This is a genomic window from Faecalibacterium prausnitzii (assembly GCF_049532945.1).
Taxonomy (GTDB): Bacteria; Bacillota; Clostridia; order Oscillospirales; family Ruminococcaceae; genus Faecalibacterium; species Faecalibacterium prausnitzii_N.
In genome coordinates this window covers 840,482-856,453 of record NZ_CP186691.1, presented here as the reverse complement: position 1 = coordinate 856,453, position 15,972 = coordinate 840,482, and the positions used below count along the sequence as shown (strand labels likewise).

At 58.7% G+C, this 15,972-nt stretch carries 16 protein-coding genes, 4 tRNA genes and 1 pseudogene; 12 read left to right on the top strand and 9 right to left on the bottom strand.

The window, feature by feature from the left end; translation table 11 throughout:
* Positions 1-3: 3 nt before the first annotated feature.
* The gene (locus ACNQFG_RS04285; RefSeq protein WP_423406123.1) at positions 4-2,310 is read left to right on the top strand and encodes an AAA family ATPase; all 2,307 of its coding nucleotides are present in this window, start codon (positions 4-6) and stop codon (positions 2,308-2,310) included.
* 69 nt (positions 2,311-2,379) lie between these two features.
* Here ACNQFG_RS04285 and ACNQFG_RS04280 read toward each other — a convergent pair whose 3' ends face one another.
* On the bottom strand, positions 2,380-2,508 hold the full coding sequence (locus ACNQFG_RS04280) for a hypothetical protein (protein ID WP_255535529.1): 129 nt from the start codon (positions 2,506-2,508) through the stop codon (positions 2,380-2,382).
* 328 nt (positions 2,509-2,836) lie between these two features.
* Here ACNQFG_RS04280 and rsxC point away from each other — a divergent pair, with 328 nt between their 5' ends.
* The 6 genes from rsxC to ACNQFG_RS04250 are packed head-to-tail and all read left to right on the top strand — an operon-like array spanning position 2,837 to position 7,860.
* Positions 2,837-4,153 (top strand): electron transport complex subunit RsxC, encoded by a 1,317-nt coding sequence (gene rsxC, locus ACNQFG_RS04275; protein WP_423406122.1) that lies wholly within the window; start codon positions 2,837-2,839, stop codon positions 4,151-4,153.
* Complete coding sequence (locus tag ACNQFG_RS04270; protein ID WP_097774296.1) at positions 4,153-5,112, top strand: RnfABCDGE type electron transport complex subunit D; 960 nt, start codon at positions 4,153-4,155, stop codon at positions 5,110-5,112. The genes rsxC and ACNQFG_RS04270 overlap by 1 nt, the downstream gene beginning before the upstream one ends.
* A complete protein-coding gene (locus ACNQFG_RS04265; RefSeq protein ID WP_097777392.1) occupies positions 5,109-5,657 on the top strand; it encodes an FMN-binding protein in 549 nt (182 codons plus the stop codon). Before ACNQFG_RS04270 ends, ACNQFG_RS04265 begins: the two co-directional genes overlap by 4 nt.
* 16 nt (positions 5,658-5,673) lie before the next feature.
* Positions 5,674-6,339: an electron transport complex subunit RsxE gene (rsxE, locus tag ACNQFG_RS04260; RefSeq protein ID WP_005943886.1), complete on the top strand. Its 666-nt coding sequence runs from the start codon at positions 5,674-5,676 to the stop codon at positions 6,337-6,339.
* A gap of 1 nt (position 6,340) precedes the next feature.
* Positions 6,341-6,973 carry an electron transport complex protein RnfA gene (locus ACNQFG_RS04255; RefSeq protein ID WP_005943888.1) on the top strand — a complete coding sequence of 211 codons (633 nt, stop codon included), beginning with the start codon at positions 6,341-6,343 and terminating at the stop codon, positions 6,971-6,973.
* A gap of 14 nt (positions 6,974-6,987) precedes the next feature.
* The gene (locus ACNQFG_RS04250; RefSeq protein ID WP_423406121.1) at positions 6,988-7,860 is read left to right on the top strand and encodes an RnfABCDGE type electron transport complex subunit B; all 873 of its coding nucleotides are present in this window, start codon (positions 6,988-6,990) and stop codon (positions 7,858-7,860) included.
* Between the two features lie 94 nt (positions 7,861-7,954).
* Here ACNQFG_RS04250 and nifU read toward each other — a convergent pair whose 3' ends face one another.
* From nifU to ACNQFG_RS04230, 4 genes and pseudogenes are all read right to left on the bottom strand, one after another.
* Positions 7,955-8,398 carry a Fe-S cluster assembly scaffold protein NifU gene (nifU, locus tag ACNQFG_RS04245; protein WP_423406120.1) on the bottom strand — a complete coding sequence of 148 codons (444 nt, stop codon included), beginning with the start codon at positions 8,396-8,398 and terminating at the stop codon, positions 7,955-7,957.
* Positions 8,399-8,400: 2 nt separating this feature from the next.
* Positions 8,401-9,622, bottom strand: a pseudogene (locus tag ACNQFG_RS04240) (cysteine desulfurase family protein).
* Between the two features lie 130 nt (positions 9,623-9,752).
* Positions 9,753-10,187 (bottom strand): hypothetical protein, encoded by a 435-nt coding sequence (locus ACNQFG_RS04235; RefSeq protein ID WP_423406119.1) that lies wholly within the window; start codon positions 10,185-10,187, stop codon positions 9,753-9,755.
* Positions 10,188-10,207: 20 nt separating this feature from the next.
* Positions 10,208-10,531: a rhodanese-like domain-containing protein gene (locus ACNQFG_RS04230; RefSeq protein WP_005937868.1), complete on the bottom strand. Its 324-nt coding sequence runs from the start codon at positions 10,529-10,531 to the stop codon at positions 10,208-10,210.
* Positions 10,532-10,661: 130 nt separating this feature from the next.
* Between ACNQFG_RS04230 and ACNQFG_RS04225 the strand changes: the two genes are divergently transcribed.
* The 5 genes from ACNQFG_RS04225 to ACNQFG_RS04205 all read left to right on the top strand — a co-directional run bounded on the left by ACNQFG_RS04225 (position 10,662) and on the right by ACNQFG_RS04205 (position 13,010).
* Complete coding sequence (locus ACNQFG_RS04225; RefSeq protein WP_423406118.1) at positions 10,662-11,111, top strand: RrF2 family transcriptional regulator; 450 nt, start codon at positions 10,662-10,664, stop codon at positions 11,109-11,111.
* A gap of 71 nt (positions 11,112-11,182) precedes the next feature.
* Positions 11,183-11,258 (top strand) — tRNA-Trp (locus ACNQFG_RS04220).
* A 184-nt stretch (positions 11,259-11,442) separates the two neighbouring features.
* Positions 11,443-11,519 (top strand) — tRNA-Asp (locus ACNQFG_RS04215).
* A gap of 3 nt (positions 11,520-11,522) precedes the next feature.
* A tRNA-Thr gene (locus ACNQFG_RS04210) sits at positions 11,523-11,598 on the top strand.
* Between the two features lie 194 nt (positions 11,599-11,792).
* Positions 11,793-13,010, top strand: a complete 1,218-nt coding sequence (locus ACNQFG_RS04205; RefSeq protein ID WP_423406117.1) for an iron-containing alcohol dehydrogenase — start codon at positions 11,793-11,795, stop codon at positions 13,008-13,010.
* 148 nt (positions 13,011-13,158) lie between these two features.
* Here ACNQFG_RS04205 and ACNQFG_RS04200 read toward each other — a convergent pair.
* The 4 genes from ACNQFG_RS04200 to ymfI form a co-directional block, all read right to left on the bottom strand.
* Positions 13,159-13,234 (bottom strand) — tRNA-Thr (locus tag ACNQFG_RS04200).
* 71 nt (positions 13,235-13,305) lie between these two features.
* Complete coding sequence (locus tag ACNQFG_RS04195; protein ID WP_179859525.1) at positions 13,306-13,473, bottom strand: hypothetical protein; 168 nt, start codon at positions 13,471-13,473, stop codon at positions 13,306-13,308.
* 80 nt (positions 13,474-13,553) lie between these two features.
* Complete coding sequence (locus ACNQFG_RS04190) at positions 13,554-14,930, bottom strand: sigma-70 family RNA polymerase sigma factor (protein ID WP_005937878.1); 1,377 nt, start codon at positions 14,928-14,930, stop codon at positions 13,554-13,556.
* A gap of 70 nt (positions 14,931-15,000) precedes the next feature.
* Positions 15,001-15,972, bottom strand: a complete 972-nt coding sequence (gene ymfI / locus ACNQFG_RS04185) for an elongation factor P 5-aminopentanone reductase (RefSeq protein ID WP_423406116.1) — start codon at positions 15,970-15,972, stop codon at positions 15,001-15,003.

Genomic DNA, 15,972 nt, shown 5'->3' with positions numbered 1-15,972 from the left:
ACTATGGTCTGTATTCGATGCCAGAAACGTCCGGCGATCATCTTCATCCAGCGGATGGACAATGGTCAGATGAAGCAGGAGGGCTACTGCCTGCACTGTGCCCGTGAGCTTCACATCAAGCCGGTGGACGATCTGATGAAGCAGTTCGGCATGTCGGACGAGGACATGGACAACATGGAAGACCGGATGGAAAACATGATGCAGGAGCTGGGCGACGGCTCCGGCAATCCGTTCTCTATGATGATGAACATGGGGCAGCCGCAGAGCGGTGAGGATGGGGACGAAGACCTCATGCCCGGCTCCAGTGCAACGTTCCCGCTGAGCATGAACGGCGGGGAGCAGGACGCCCCCAAGGGGGACAAAAAGCCCGGCAAGAGCGGCAAAAAGCCGCCCCGCCGCAAATTTTTGGATACCTATTGCGAGAATCTGACCCGCAAGGCCCGGGAAGGCAAGCTGGACGATATCATTGGCCGCGACCGCGAAATTTACCGCACCATCCAGATTTTGAGCCGCCGCCAGAAGAACAACCCCTGCCTCATCGGCGAAGCCGGTGTGGGCAAGACCGCCATTGCCGAGGGCATTGCGGAGCGCATTGCCAAGGGGGATGTGCCCATCGGCCTGAAGGATAAGGAGATCTATCTGCTGGACCTCACCAGCCTTGTGGCAGGCACCCAGTTCCGCGGCCAGTTCGAGCAGCGGGTCAAGGGCCTGCTGAGCGAGGTGAAGGCCGCAGGCAATGTGATCCTGTTCATCGATGAGATCCACACCATCACCTCTGCCGGTGAGAGCGAGGGTGCCATGAACGCGGGCAATATCCTGAAGCCCGCCCTCTCCCGTGGTGAAATTCAGGTCATCGGTGCCACCACCTTCAACGAGTACCGCAAGTATATCGAGAAGGATCAGGCGCTGGAACGCCGTTTCCAGCCCGTGCGGGTGGAAGAACCCAGCGTGGCCGATACGTTGGCCGTGATGAACGGCATCAAGCACTACTACGAGCAGCACCATCATGTGCAGGTGCCTGCCGATGTGCTTTCTGCCACTGTCACCCTGAGTGAGCGCTATATCACCGACCGCTTCCTGCCCGATAAGGCCATCGACCTGCTGGACGAAGCCTGCGCCTGCTGCAATCTGGCCCACCCGGTCATTTCCGAGTATCTTGGGATGCAGAAGGAGCTGGATGCCCTCAAGCAGGAAGAAGCCGAGATGGAGAATGCGGATGTGAACGAGCCCATCGACTACGAGCGTGTGGCAGAGCGCAAGACCCGCATTGCAAAGCTCGAAGCCGACCTGCCCGCAAAGCAGGCTGCTGCCAGCGAGATCCAGGTGACCATGGACGATGTGGCCAAGGTCATCGAGCTGTGGACTGGCATTCCGGCGGTCAAAATTCGGGAGACCGAGTTCGCAAAGCTGGCAAACCTTGAGGGCGAGCTGAAAAAGAAGATCATCGGGCAGGACGAGGCCGTGCATCTGGTAGCGCAGGCCATCAAGCGCAGCCGCGCCGACCTTTCCGGCCGCCGCCGTCCCGCAAGCTTTATCTTTGTGGGCCCCACCGGCGTGGGCAAGACCGAGCTGGTCAAGCAGCTGGCAAATCAGCTGTTCGACGGCCCGGACCCGCTCATCCGTCTGGACATGAGCGAGTATATGGAAAAATACGCGGTGTCCCGCATGATCGGTTCGCCTCCGGGCTATGTGGGCTACGAGGAGGCCGGTCAGCTCACCGAGAAGGTACGCCGCCGCCCCTACAGCGTGGTGCTGTTCGATGAGATCGAAAAGGCGCACCCGGACGTGATGAACATTCTGCTGCAGATTCTGGACGAGGGCAAGATCAACGATGCGCAGGGCCGCACGGTGGATTTTTCCAACACGGTCATCTGCATGACCTCCAACGCCGGCAGCAGCGACCAGAGCACCGGTGGGCTTGGCTTCAATAAGAGCGAGGAACAGCTCAGCGAGGAAAAGACCCGCAAAGCACTGGCCCAGTTCCTGCGCCCGGAGTTCCTTGGCCGCGTGGATGAAGTGATCGCCTTCAAGCCGCTGAGCCAGCAGACGCTGGAGGGCATCGCGGCCCTGATGCTGGACGAGTACAAGCCCGGCATGGAGGCCAAGGGCATCGCATACAGCTATACCCCGGCAGCCCTCAAGGCTCTGGTGCAAAAGCGTCAGGGCGGCAAGTTTGGTGCGCGCGATTTGCGCCGCGTCATTCGCAAAGCCGTGGAAGACCCCGCCGCCGAGAAGATCATCGACGGCACCCTCGCTTCGGGCAGCAGCCTGACCGTGGACGCCGAGAACGACGAGATCGTTCTGCGATAAGCGTATAAGATGAAACAGCCGCCGTGCAGTTTTTCACTGCACGGCGGCTGTTGTTGTTTGATCGGCGGCTCAGTCGTGCTCGCCGGTATAGATCTGGATATAACGGGGAGCATGTTTTTCCTGCACAAAGAGCAATGCGCAGGTCAGTGCGGCAGCTAAGAACGTGAACACAGCAAGCAGAGCTTTGAGAACTTTCATCGTTTGATCCTCCTTGGCGGGTATGGCATCCGTGGGAGCAAGACCAGCCCCACAGAAGTTATTATAGGTAGTATATCATATTCGATGCCGAAACGCAAACGTCCGTATTTTGGAAGAACGTTACAAAAATGTCAAAGGTTAGTCTTGCCTAATTGGCAAAACCGGCAAAGAAAATTCAGGAATTTGCATCATTTTGGCTCAGTTGTCGTTGAACTTCGGGATGCAACATGATACAATAAACATGTTAAGCAGCTGCTGTCCCTGGCCCCCGTGCGCCCGCACGAAAGCCGGGGAAGGCAATTCAAGCAGAATGGGGGATTTGAATTCCATGTTGAACAAGCTGAAACGTGCGGCGCTTGGCGCGCATACGCCGCATGACAAGGCAACTGCTGCAAGCAAACCGATCCCGATGCCTCTGCCCGCGCAGGTACGCATCCTCATGAGCCAGCATATCGGCGCTCCCGCCAAAGCTCTGGTCAAAAAGGGCGACGAGGTGTTCGTTGGCACAAAGATCGGCGAGGCTGGCGGCTTCGTCTCTGCAAACATCCACTCCAGTGTCTCCGGCACGGTTGCCGCAGTGGAGCCCTTCCGTCTGTCCAATGGCCGCATGTGCGACTCTGTCGTCATCAAGACCGATGGCAAACAGACCGTGGACCCGGCTGTCAAGGCACCGGAAGTGACCGATAAGGCCAGCTTCCTCAAGGCTGTGCGTGAGTGCGGTCTGGTCGGTCTGGGCGGCGCAGGCTTCCCGACCGACGTAAAGCTGCAGCCCAAGCAGCAGGTGGATACCCTGCTGATCAACGCTTCCGAGTGCGAAGTGTGGCTGACCAGCGATACGCAGGAGATGCTGAACTGCAGCGATGATATCATCCGCGGCATCAAGGCCGTGCTGCAGTACACCGGCATCCCGAAGTGCGTCATCGGCATTGAGAACAACAAGCCCGAGTGCATCGACCTGCTGTGCAAAAAGACCAATGGCGACAGCACCATCGAGGTCAAGCCCCTGCCCAGTGTCTACGGCACCGGCGCAGAGCTGATCCTTATTGAAAAGTGTCTGGGCCGCGAAGTGCCCCACGGCGGCCTGCCCGCAGATGCCGGCGCGATCGTCATGAACGTGACCAGCGTCTCCACCCTTGGCAAGTATCTGGCTACCGGTATGCCGGTGGTCGAGCGCACCATCACCGTGGACGGCGACGCCTGCGCAAAGCCCCAGAACATCGTTGTCCCCGTGGGCACTGCCTATCAGGACATCATCGATTTTGCGGGCGTCAAGGGCGAGCTGGGCAAGGTGGTTGCCGGCGGTGCCATGATGGGCCCCGCTGTGGAGAACCTGAGCTACCCCACCACCAAGACCACCTCCGGCCTGATCTTCCTGAGCAAGGCCGCTGCAGAGCCTGCACCGGTGAATCCCTGCATCCGCTGCGGCCGCTGCGTGGAGTACTGCCCCATGGGTCTGGAGCCTGTGGAGGTCAATCAGGCATACGCTGCACGCGATGTGCAGGAGCTGGGCAAGCTGCATGCAGACTACTGCTTCAACTGCGGCAGCTGCTCGTTCGTCTGCCCGGCAAAGCGCCCTGCTACCCAGATGATGAGTCTGGCAAAGGCGTTCTACCTTGGTGAAATCAAAAAAGGAGGCAATAAGTAATGGATACGAAGCTTATTGTTTCGGCTTCCCCGCATGTGCGCAGCGAAGAGACCACCCAGAGCCTGATGGCCAACGTGATCGTCGCCCTGTGCCCCTGCGTGGTGGCCTCTGCCATCATTTTTGGTATGCGTGCACTGCTGGTAACAGCCGTGTCCGTGGTGGCCTGCGTGGCCTTTGAGTGGCTGTACTGCAAGCTGCTCAAGAAGCCCAACCCCATCAGCGACCTGTCCGCCGTCGTCACCGGCATCATTCTGGCCATGAACGTGCCCGTGGGCATGCCCATCGGCCAGCTCATCATCGGTGATCTGGTGGCCATCGTCATCGTCAAGCAGCTGTTCGGCGGCATCGGCATGAACTTTGCCAACCCCGCTCTGGTGGGCCGTATCGTGCTGTTCATCAGCTTTGCCGGTTCCATGAACAAGTGGGTGTTCCCGGATGCAGCGGTGGATCAGCTGTCCAGCGCTACCCCGCTGGCTGTGGCCGATAAGTCCAAGCTGAGCCTGCTGGATCTGTTCATGGGCATCCACGGCGGTGTGCTGGGCGAGACCTGCGCACTGGCCATCGTGCTGGGCCTGATTTATCTGGTGGCCACCAAGACCATCAGCATCGCCATCCCGGCTTCTTATGTCGGCAGCATGTTCGTGTTCTACCTCATTGCTACCCACAGTGTGCACGAGGCTCTGGTTGCCGTGCTGAGCGGCGGCCTGCTGTTCGGTGCCGTGTTCATGGCTACCGACTACGTTACCAGCCCCTTCACCCTGAAGGGCAAGCTGGTGTACGGCGTGGCACTGGGCATCGTCACCTTTGCCATCCGTTACTGGGGCAGCTACACCGAGGGCGTGTCCTTCGCACTGCTGTTCATGAACCTGTGGGTCCCCTACATCAACGATCTGACCCGTCAGACCCCGTATGGCTACATCAAGCCTGCAAAGAAAGCAAAGGAGGGTGCTGGCAAATGAGTAAGTCTTCCAACTGGGAGAGCACCATCAAGCCCATCGTTGTGCTGAGCGTTATCTCCCTGATCGCCAGCCTGCTGCTGGCACTGGTGAACGGTATGACCGCCCCGGTCATTGCCGAGAACACCAAGCGCACCACTCTGGCCGCTTATGTCGGTGTGCTGCCCTCCGTTTCGGATGCCAGCGAGCTGGAAGAAGTGACCGATTACACCACCGCCGGCATCACCGGCGTGGTCAAAGCTCCGGACGGCAGCACTGCCATCAAGGCCGAGGAAAAGGGCTTTGACGGCGGCATCCTGACCGTCATCATGGGCTTCGACGCCAACGGCGCCGAGACCGGCATCTGGGTGGACGCTTCCACCCAGACCAAGGGCATCGGCTCCAACGTGAGCAGTGACGACTTCCTGGCGCAGTTCGACGGCATGGACGGCACCCAGAACATTGTGATGAATCAGGATTACGACGCCTACAGCGGCGCAACCATCTCCTCCACCGCACTGTTTGCTGCCATCAATGACTGTGTCAACTGCTACAACGAGCTGGCGTAAAGGAGGTTGGTAAGAAATGGCACAAGAAAATAAGTCCAAGGTAAGCATCCTTACCAACGGCATTATCAAAGAAAACCCCGTTCTGCGTCTGGTTCTGGGTACCTGCTCCATTCTGGCAGTTACCACTGCAGTTTCCAGCGCTCTGGGCATGGGTGCCGCCTTCACCTTCGTGCTGGTGTGCTCCAATATCATGATCTCCCTGCTGCGCAAGGTGATCCCCGGCAAGGTGCATCTGCCCTGCTACATCGTCATTATCGCAAGCTTCGTGACCATCGTTCAGATGTTCATGCAGGCTTACATGGAAAGCCTGTACAACGCTCTGGGCGTGTTCCTGCCCCTGATCGTTGTCAACTGTATCATTCTGGGCCGTGCCGAGATGTTCGCCTGCAAGAACAGCATCGTGGACTCCGCACTGGACGGCGTGGGCATGGGCGTTGGCTACACCCTCACCGCTACCCTGATGGCATCCATCCGTGAGATCCTGGGCAGCGGCACATGGCTGGGCTTCCAGGTGATCCCGGAAAGCGTTGCCAAGGTCTCCATCATGACGCAGGCTCCCGGCGCATTCTTCTGCTTTGGCCTGTTGATGGCCGGCTGTGTGTGGCTGGAAGGCAAGCTGGATGCCCGCATCGAGCGCAAGAGCTGCTGCGACCTTGATAACCTGAAGAAGGAGGCAGAATAAGATGTTAGTAAAACTCGCTGCGATCTTCTTCAGCATGATCCTGGTCAACAACTACGTGCTGGTGAAGTTCTACGGTATCTGCCCGTTCCTGGGCGTTTCCAAAAAGCTGGATTCTGCGGTTGGTATGTCCGGTGCCGTCATCTTCGTCATGTTCATGGCAACGGCCGTTACCTTCCCCATCCAGATCTTCATTCTGGACCCGGCTGGTCTGAGCTACCTGCAGACCATCGTGTTCATTCTGGTCATTGCTGTTCTGGTGCAGTTCATCGAGATCTTCCTCAAGAAGTACGTGGTTGCACTGTATAACTCTCTGGGCGTTTATCTGCCCCTGATCACCACCAACTGCTGTGTTCTGGCTGTCACCATTCTGGTCGTGGGCGACTACGGCGCAGATGTGGCTGCTATGGGCTTCGGTGTTGCTTACATTGAGGCTCTGGTCTGTGCCATCGGCGCAGGCTGCGGCTTCATGCTGGCCATGGTCATGTTCAGCGGCGTGCGCAAGCGCGTGGAAGCCTGCGATCCCCCGGCACCCTTCAAGGGCCTGCCCATCACCCTGATCGCAGCAGCAATCACCAGCCTGTCCTTCATGGGCTTCGGCGGCATCGTCGAAAACCTGTTCAATGTCACGCTGTAAGGGAGGACAGGATTATGAATATTGTATCTGCTGTTATCCTGTGTACCATCGTGGGCGCAGTCGGCGCGATCGTTCTGGTCGCAGCGTCCAAGTTCATGGCGGTGGAGGAAGACCCCCGCATTGAAGAAGTTACCAACTGCCTTGCCGGTGCAAACTGCGGCGGCTGCGGCTACGCAGGCTGTGCGGACTACGCAAAGGCTGTGGTCATGGACGGCGTGCCCTGCGACAAGTGCGCACCTGGCGGCCCCAAGGCTGCCGCTGCCATTGCCAAGATCATGGGCGGCACGGCCAGCGCTGTGGAAAAGAAGGCGGTTGTCCAGTGCCAGGGCAATTCCGAGCACTGCAAGCCTGCTTACGATTACAAGGGCATCCAGACCTGTGCAGCCGCTGCTGCCCTGTACGGCGGCCCCAAGACCTGCTCCTTTGCCTGTGTTGGTCTGGGCGACTGCACCAAGGTGTGTAAGTTCGATGCTATCCACATTGTGGACGGTGTTGCCAAGGTGGACAAGGACAAGTGCACCGGCTGCGGTGCCTGCGCAAACATCTGCCCCAAGCAGGTCATCATGATCGACGTGGGCGGCCCGCGCAAGCCGGTGGTCATGTGCTCCAACAAGGACAAGGGTCCTGTGGCCATGAAGGCCTGCACCACCTCCTGCATTGCCTGCGGTATGTGCGAGCGCACCTGTAAGTTCGACGCTATCCACGTGGTGGACGGCGTGGCCCGCATCGACTATGACAAGTGCAAGGGCTGCGGCATGTGTGCCCAGAAGTGCCCCAAGCACATCATCCTCTTCCCGCTGAAGGATGACCCCAATCCCCCGAAGCCCGTGGTGAAGCCCGCAGCACCTGCGGCTGCAAAGCCTGCTGAGGCTCCCAAGGCTGAGTAACTCAAACGTGATAAACAAACAAAAGCTGGACTGCAAACGCAGTCCAGCTTTTGTTGTTTTCTCTCTTCGCAGGCGTTTCAGGATGCAGGGTGTGTTACTTCCCGCAGCTCTCGCAGTGGTCGCAGTCCTCTTCGAGCTTACCCACGATGGGTTCCGGATCGATGCCCTGACGGCGGTAGTAGTCGGACAGAGCAGCCTTGACGGCCTGCTCGGCCAGAACAGAGCAGTGCACCTTGATGGGAGGCAGACCTTCCAGAGCTTCCACAACGGCCTTGTTGGTCAGCTTGAGCGCCTCGTCGATGGTCTTGCCCTTGATGAGGTCGGTGGCCATGCTGCTGGTGGCGATGGCGGCACCGCAGCCGAAGGTGAGGAACTTGACATCCACGATCACGTTGTTCTCGATCTTCAGGTACATGCGCATGATATCGCCGCACTTGGGGTTGCCCACTTCACCCACGCCGTTTGCGTCGGGGATCTCACCCACATTGTGCGGATTTGCAAAATGCTCCATGACCTTTGCGCTATACATGCTTGCCATAATTACTGCTCTCCCTTCAGGCTGAACTGGCGGGCCGTGTTCTGGCCCTGCAGCCACATACAACTCATAGCACGGCGGCGGGGGATCACTTCCTCCAGCACGTCGCACAGATATTTTGCTTCTTCCATGGTGTTCTGCGGGCCAAAGGTGAACCGCATGGAGCCGTGGCCGATCTCCTCAGGCACGCCGATGCTCAGCAGGACGTGGCTGGGGTCCAGACTGTCGGAGTTGCAGGCAGAGCCGGTGGAGGCGCAGATGCCGTGCATATCCAGATCCAGCAGGATGGTCTCGCCTTCCAGACCCGGGAAGCTGATGTTCACATTGTTGGGCAGACGGGGGCGGGCTGCGGCCGCCGTTCAGGCGGGCTTCCGGGATGTTCTTGAGGACGCGGTCGATGACATAATCGCGCAGCTCGCTCTCGTGGGCCATGCGCTCATCCAGATGCGCCGTGGCGATCTCCAGCGCCTTGCCCATGGCAGCAATGCCGGCCACGTTCTCGGTACCTGCACGGTGGCGGGCCTCCTGACTGCCGCCATCGATCAGGTTCTGGGGCCATACGCCCTTGCGGCAGTACAGGGCACCCATGCCCTTGGGGCCGTTGAACTTGTGGGCGCTCATGGACAGCATATCCACGCCCAGTTCCTTCACATCCACGGGGATGGCACCCACAGCCTGCACCGCGTCGGTGTGCATCCACACACCGTGCTTGTGAGCGACCTCGGCGATCTCCTTGATGGGCTGGATGGTGCCGATCTCGTTGTTGGCCATCATGATGCTGACCAGCGCGGTATCGGGACGGATGGCAGCTTCCACGTCCTCGGGACGGATGTAGCCCTCGGCGGTGGGCTTGATATAGGTCACTTCAAAGCCCATGCGCTCCAGTGCAGCCATGCTGTGCATGATGGCATGATGCTCAAAAGCGCTGGTGATGAGGTGCTTTTTGTTCTGGCGTGCCTTGGTGAAGGCGGTGCCCTTTACGGCCCAGTTGTCAGCCTCGGAGCCGCAGCTGGTAAAGAAGAGCTCAGCCGGACTTGCATTGATGGCCTTTGCCACCTGCGCACGACCGGTGTCCACGAATTCCTTAGCCTCATAGCCCACACTGTAATGGCTGCTGGGGTTGCCGCAGGCACCGCTCAGCGCCTTGGTCATCACAGCCAGCACTTCGGGAGCGCAGGCCGTGGTCGCAGCGTTGTCCAGATAGACAACTTTTTCAGAAATTTCCATAGGGATCCTGTCCTTTCCTCGGATAACATCGGGCCAGTTTTCGCCCGAATGAATACTTCGCTCTCTATTTATACCCTAGTATTCCCACTATGTCAATATGAATTGCAGAAATTCCGGATTTTTTTACAATTCAGCCTTTTCCTTTGCCGGTCAGCCTGCCCAGCAGCACCTTCCAGCGGGGATGGCCCCAGCGCTTGTCTTCCTCAAAATCATCTGCAAGCTTCCACGGAAATTTCGAGCCATCGAAGTAGAGGTTTCCGGCTTCGTCCACGCGGTCCAGCTTTTTGGGCAGATACTCCTCGTCGTAGTAGCTCTTGCGGCGGTCGGGCAGCACCCAGTGCAGGGTGCCGTCCTCGTCCATGCCGGATGCCCATACGCCGAACACGAAGGTTGCGGCTTCGCCGTAGCAGTGCTGCTCAAAGCGGATGGCACCATCGTAATAGAACTTGATGACCTCCAGCGTGCCGGATTCCTTTTTGCCGTCGCGGCCCAAGGTGGGGCGGTAGTCCTGCTGGTAGCGGCAGCCGCAGTGACTGCCGGCAAAATCTTTTGCGTGGAACGACATGGAGTTATCCTTCTTTCTTTTTAAAAATGCCCTTCAAAGTCGCCCTCGATCTCATAGGGCCAGCTCAGGATGCCGCCCAGATCGTACAGACGGGTGTAGCCAAGGCTTTCCAGCTTGCGCACGGCATCGGCACTGCGGCGGCCGGTGCGGCAGTAGACCAGCCATACAGCGTTCTTATCCGGCAGCACCTCAGCCGCACGGCTCAGCACCTGACCCAGCGGCAGCAGCTTTGCGCCGGGGATGTGGCCCACGGCAAACTCGTCCGGCTCCCGGACATCTACAGCAGCCGCCTCGTGTGCATCCAGCAGACGGATGGCATCGGCAGCCGTGATCTTCTCACTCATACTCTCACTCCTTATAATATCCTCTTACCCATCCTATGATAACAGACCTTTTTTGTTTGCACAAGAGGATACCTTTGCAAAATCCGAGCAACGTGCTATACTATAGGAAGCAATAAGGAGAGAAATCGCCATGAAATTTTCGACCAAAAGCCGTTATGCCCTGCGCCTGATGGCCGAGCTGGCACGTTATGCGCCGGGCACCACCGTGAGCCTGAAGGAGATCAGTGAGCGGCAGAACCTGAGCCTGAAATATTTGGAGCAGATCGTGACCCCGCTGGCCCGTGTGGGCCTTGTAAAAAGCGAGCGCGGCAGTCAGGGCGGCTACCGCCTGACCAAAGCCCCTGCCGACTACACCGCCGGCGAGATCCTGCGCGCCATTGAGGGCAGCGTGGCACCCATTCCCTGCCTTGGCAGCGAGACCAACGAGTGCCCCATGTGGGAGCAGTGCTTCACCCTGCCCTTCTGGACCGGCCTTGATGAGGTGATCAACCAGTATATCGACAGCGTAACGCTGGAACAGCTGGCCCGGAGCCTGCCCTCTGCCAGCGACGGCTGCTGCGGCTGCAATTCAAAAAATTGAAAAAATGTGCTTGACATTTTACGCTGAATCTTATATAATAATCAAGCATTCAGAAAATGCAGCACAGATCTAGGGGTATAGCTCAGCTGGTAGAGCAGCGGTCTCCAAAACCGCGTGCCGTGAGTTCGAAACTTACTACCCCTGCCATAAACGTCCGGAGCAATCGTTCCGGACGTTTTGTTTTGCCCATTTTCGGCCTGCGGGCGGCTTTTTCTGTTCTCCCGAAAAGTTTTTTGCGGTTTTTGTAGATTTCTGCTTGACAAGAAGTCATTCTTCGGGTATAATAAAGCACGTTCCGGCGGTAAGCGCCGCGCGAAACTTGAGCGATCATGGCCCGGTAGCTCAGTTGGTTAGAGCACCAGCCTGTCACGCTGGGGGTCGTCGGTTCGAGCCCGATCCGGGTCGCCATTTGCTGCTATAGCTCAGTTGGTAGAGCGCATCCTTGGTAAGGATGAGGTCTCCAGTTCGAATCTGGATAGCAGCTCCACAGCGAAGCCACTTGAATCCTTGGGATTCAGGTGGCTTTTTTGTTTTCCCCAGTTCATCAAAATGCCCAAAACACGGCGCTTCTTTCTCCATTCCGCTCATTGAAGTTTTCAACAGTTTGCGGTATAATTTGTTTAAGCAAATTGGTTATTTTCGTAACGATTTCAGAGCAAAATGATTTGGAGGTAGGTTCCTATGGCACGTTTTACTCTTCCCCGCGATCTGTACCACGGCAAGGGCGCGCTGGAAGCCCTGAAGTCCTTCACCGGCAAAAAGGCCATGATCTGTGTGGGCGGCGGCTCCATGAAGCGGTTCGGTTTCCTGGACCGTGCGGTCAGCTACCTGAAGGAAGCCGGCATGGAAGTCGAGCTGTTTGAAGGCATCGAGCCGGACCCCTCGGTCGAGACCGTCATGCGCGGTGCTGAGGCCATGCTGAAGTTCGAGCCGGACTGGATCATCGCCATGGGCGGCGGTTCCCCCATTGACGCCGCAAAGGCCATGTGGATCAAGTACGAGTACCCTGATATCACCTTTGAGGAGATGTGCAAGGTCTTCGGCATCCCGCCGCTGCGCCGCAAGGCACACTTCTGCGCCATCTCTTCCACCTCCGGCACCGCCACCGAGGTGACCGCATTCTCCATCATCACCGATTACCAGAAGGGCATCAAGTACCCCATCGCCGACTTCGAGATCACTCCGGACGTCGCCATCGTCGATTCCGACCTGGCTGAGACCATGCCCAAGAAGCTGGTCGCACACACCGGCATGGACGCCATGACCCACGCGATTGAGGCTTATGTCTCCACCGCACACTGCGATTATACCGACCCGCTGGCCATCTTTGCCATCCGGATGATCCAGGGCGATCTGGTGGACAGCTACAACGGCGACATGGCCAAGCGTGATTCGATGCACAACGCACAGTGCCTGGCCGGCATGGCCTTCTCCAATGCGCTGCTGGGCATCGTCCACTCCATGGCCCACAAGACTGGCGCTGCCTTTGCAGACTACGGCGCACACATCATCCATGGTGCAGCCAATGCCATGTATCTGCCCAAGGTCATCGCGTTCAACGCCAAAGACCCCGAAGCCAAAAAGCGCTATGGCGTCATTGCCGACGAGATGAAGCTCGGCGGTGCCAATGACGACGAGAAGGTCCAGCTGCTCATCGCACACCTGCGCGGCATGAACGATGCGCTGAACATCCCCCACTGCATCCAGCACTACGGCCCGGATTCCTATCCCACTGAGCAGGGCTTCGTTCCGGAGGAAGTCTTCCTGGAGCGTCTGCCGGAGATCGCCAAAAACGCCATCGGCGACGCCTGCACCGGTTCCAATCCCCGCCAGCCCAGCCAGGAGGAGATGGAGAAGCTGCTCAAGTGCTGCTACTACGATACCGACGTTGATTTCTGATCCCGATCTTTTCTGAGATTCCTCTTTCCCATAAACGCAGAGCCGCAGACCCTCACCGGGCCTGCGGCTCTTGCGTTTCAGGCGTTCCGTCTGCTCTGGGAGCAAAAAAAGACACCCCAGAGCCAAACGGCTTCGAGGTGTCCTGAGCTGGAGCTGCTATCCAGATTCGAACTGGAGACCTCATCCTTACCAAGGATGCGCTCTACCAACTGAGCTATAGCAGCGCAATCACAGCTCAATTAGTTTATCATAAAACGCACCGTTTGGCAAGAGGTTTTTGCAAAAAAAGCGCAAATTATTTTGTTTGTCCGCTGTCTTTGATATATTTCATCACACAGCACCCCATCACGATGACAGGGAGCACAACGTGCAGGCCGATATCTCCCCAATTCAAAGCGCTCTCAAACAACAGACCCACAAGCCATGCGCCCAGCGTAAAGAGCGCTGCCCAACCGTAACTCATCCAAAGCACCTCCATTTGTCAGATGCAAAACGCGCCATACCAGATCAAAAACAGGGTCTGGCATGGCGCATTCATTTTTATCACTCGATCAGGCCGTTCAGCAGGGACAGGCACTTGCGGCTGTGCAGCTTGCGGATCGCCTTTGCCTCGATCTGGCGCACACGCTCACGGGTAACGCCAAAGTCACGGCCAACCTCTTCCAGCGTACGGGGACGGCCATCGTCCAGACCAAAGCGCAGGCGGATGACCTTCTCTTCACGAGGGGTCAGGCTCTTGAGAGCCAGATTGATCTGCTGTGCCACCATGGCGCGGTCTGCGGCCTTGCCGGGGGCTTCGGCGTTTTCGTCTGCGACGAAATCGCCCAGAGAGGAATCCTCTTCCTCACCCACGGGGCTTTCCAGACTTGCCGGCTCCTGTGCCATGCGCTGGATCTCGCGCACACGCTCCACGCTCATATCCATGGCCTTTGCCAGCTCTTCCGGGGTCGGCTCGTGGCCGTTCTGGTACACCAGCTGGTTGGTGGCCTGACGCATCCGGTTGATGGTCTCCACCATGTGCACCGGAATGCGGATGGTACGGGCCTGATCCGCAATGGCACGGGTGATGGCCTGACGGATCCACCAGGTTGCATAGGTGGAGAAGCGGAAGCCGCGGTCGCAGTCGAACTTCTCGGCAGCCTTGATCAGGCCGATGTTGCCCTCCTGGATCAGATCCAGGAATGCCAGATTGTGGCCCACATGCTTTTTGGCAATGGACACCACCAGACGCAGGTTCGCTTCGCTCAGGCTGCGGCGGGCGTTCAGGCCATCGCGGCGGGTCTTGAGCAGCTCAGCGCGCTTTTCGTCGCTCAGGGGGCCGTTCTCCACAGCCTCCATAGCTTCCTCTTCGGCAGCCTTTTCCTCGGCATCCTCGCTGGGCTTCTCGTTGCCCTCCTCGTCCAGATCTTCGGTATAGCTGCGGCTGTTCTCATCCTCTTCAAACGAGAAGCGGGCGCTGTTCTTTTTGATGTACTCCGGCCCGCCGTATTTCTGGCGGTCGGCCTGCAGGATGTGCGCCGCCTCGGCACCGGCATGGATGCGGCGGCTCAGCTCCACCTCCTGCTCCGCGCTCAGCAGCGGGATCTGGCCGATCTGCTTGAGGTAGTTCTTAACGGGGTCATCCAGCAGTTCGTCCATGGCAGCCTTCAGGTCTGCAGGGTTCTCCTCGCTCTGCTCTTCCTCGTCCTCGCTGATGCCCATATCATCGTTGTTGTTCTCGGCATTCTCGACCTCGGCCATGATGCTGTCCACATCCAGCGTAGGCTCTGCATCCTCTTCCAGAACCTTGATGCCGCGTTCTTCCAGAAGGGTGTAGAGCGTTTCCTCATCCATTCTGCACTGTGCAGCCAGCGCCTTGGCCTCCTTGGCCGAAATGGTGCCTTCGCCTTTCGTCAACAGTTCCTTTAAAGTCATGCCCATTTTGCTCTCTCCTTCTTGCTCCGGGGATGCTCCCGCCGGGGGAAATCCTGTAATAAAGTGTTCCTGCGCATCAGATCACAAGTCCTCCGTTCACGCCGAACACCTGACCGGTGATGTAGCCCGCACCCTCGCCGGCAAGGAACACCAGCAGCTGCGCCACTTCGTCTGCGCTGCCAAGACGGCCCACAGGGGTCTCTTCGGCCAGCGCGGCCTTATCCTCGGCGGTGAATGCTGCCATCATATCGGTATCAATGACCCCGGGCGCAACACAGTTCACTGTGATGCCGCTTGGGCCTTCTTCTTTGGCCAAAGCCTTGGTCAGGCCGATCAGGCCTGCCTTTGCTGCAGAGTAATGCACCTCGCAGCTGCCGCCGGTCTGGCCCCACATGCTGCTCACGGTCAGGATGCGTCCGGCCTTGCGGCGGATCATACCCGGCAGCGCCAGCTGACACAGGTGGAACGCACCGGTCAGGTTCACGTCCAGCATATGCTGCCACTCTTCCGGGGTGATGTCGGTGAACAGCTTCTGCTGGGCGATGCCCGCATTGCTCACCAGCACATCCACACGGCCCAGTGCCTGTTCTGCGGTGCGGAACGCAAGCTCGCAGCTGGCGCGGGACGCCACATCGCACTGGATGGCGATGCAGCCGGGCAGCTCCTGTTCCAGAGCCGCCGCCGCGTCGGCGTTGGTGTGGTAGAACACCGCCACGCGGTAGCCCGCCGCATAGAACGCCCGGGCCGCAGCGGCACCAATGCCGCGGTCACCGCCGGAGATCAGCACACACCGCCCGTTGGCAGGCCGGGGCGGTGCCTCCGGCTGCGGTTCGGGCGCTTCCGGCTGCGGCATGTCCGGCGCTGCCGCTTCTGCGGCTGGCTCCGGCCTGCGGTCCGGCAGCACGATGGTCGGTTCCTCATCGGCTACGGGTTCCCGCGTTTCAGCCGGGGCTTCCGGTCCGGCCTCTTCCGCCGCCTTGGGCAGCTCCACCGGTGCGGCGTCCTCGTCCTGCAGATTGAACGTCAGTTCAAATTCATCTTCGTACAA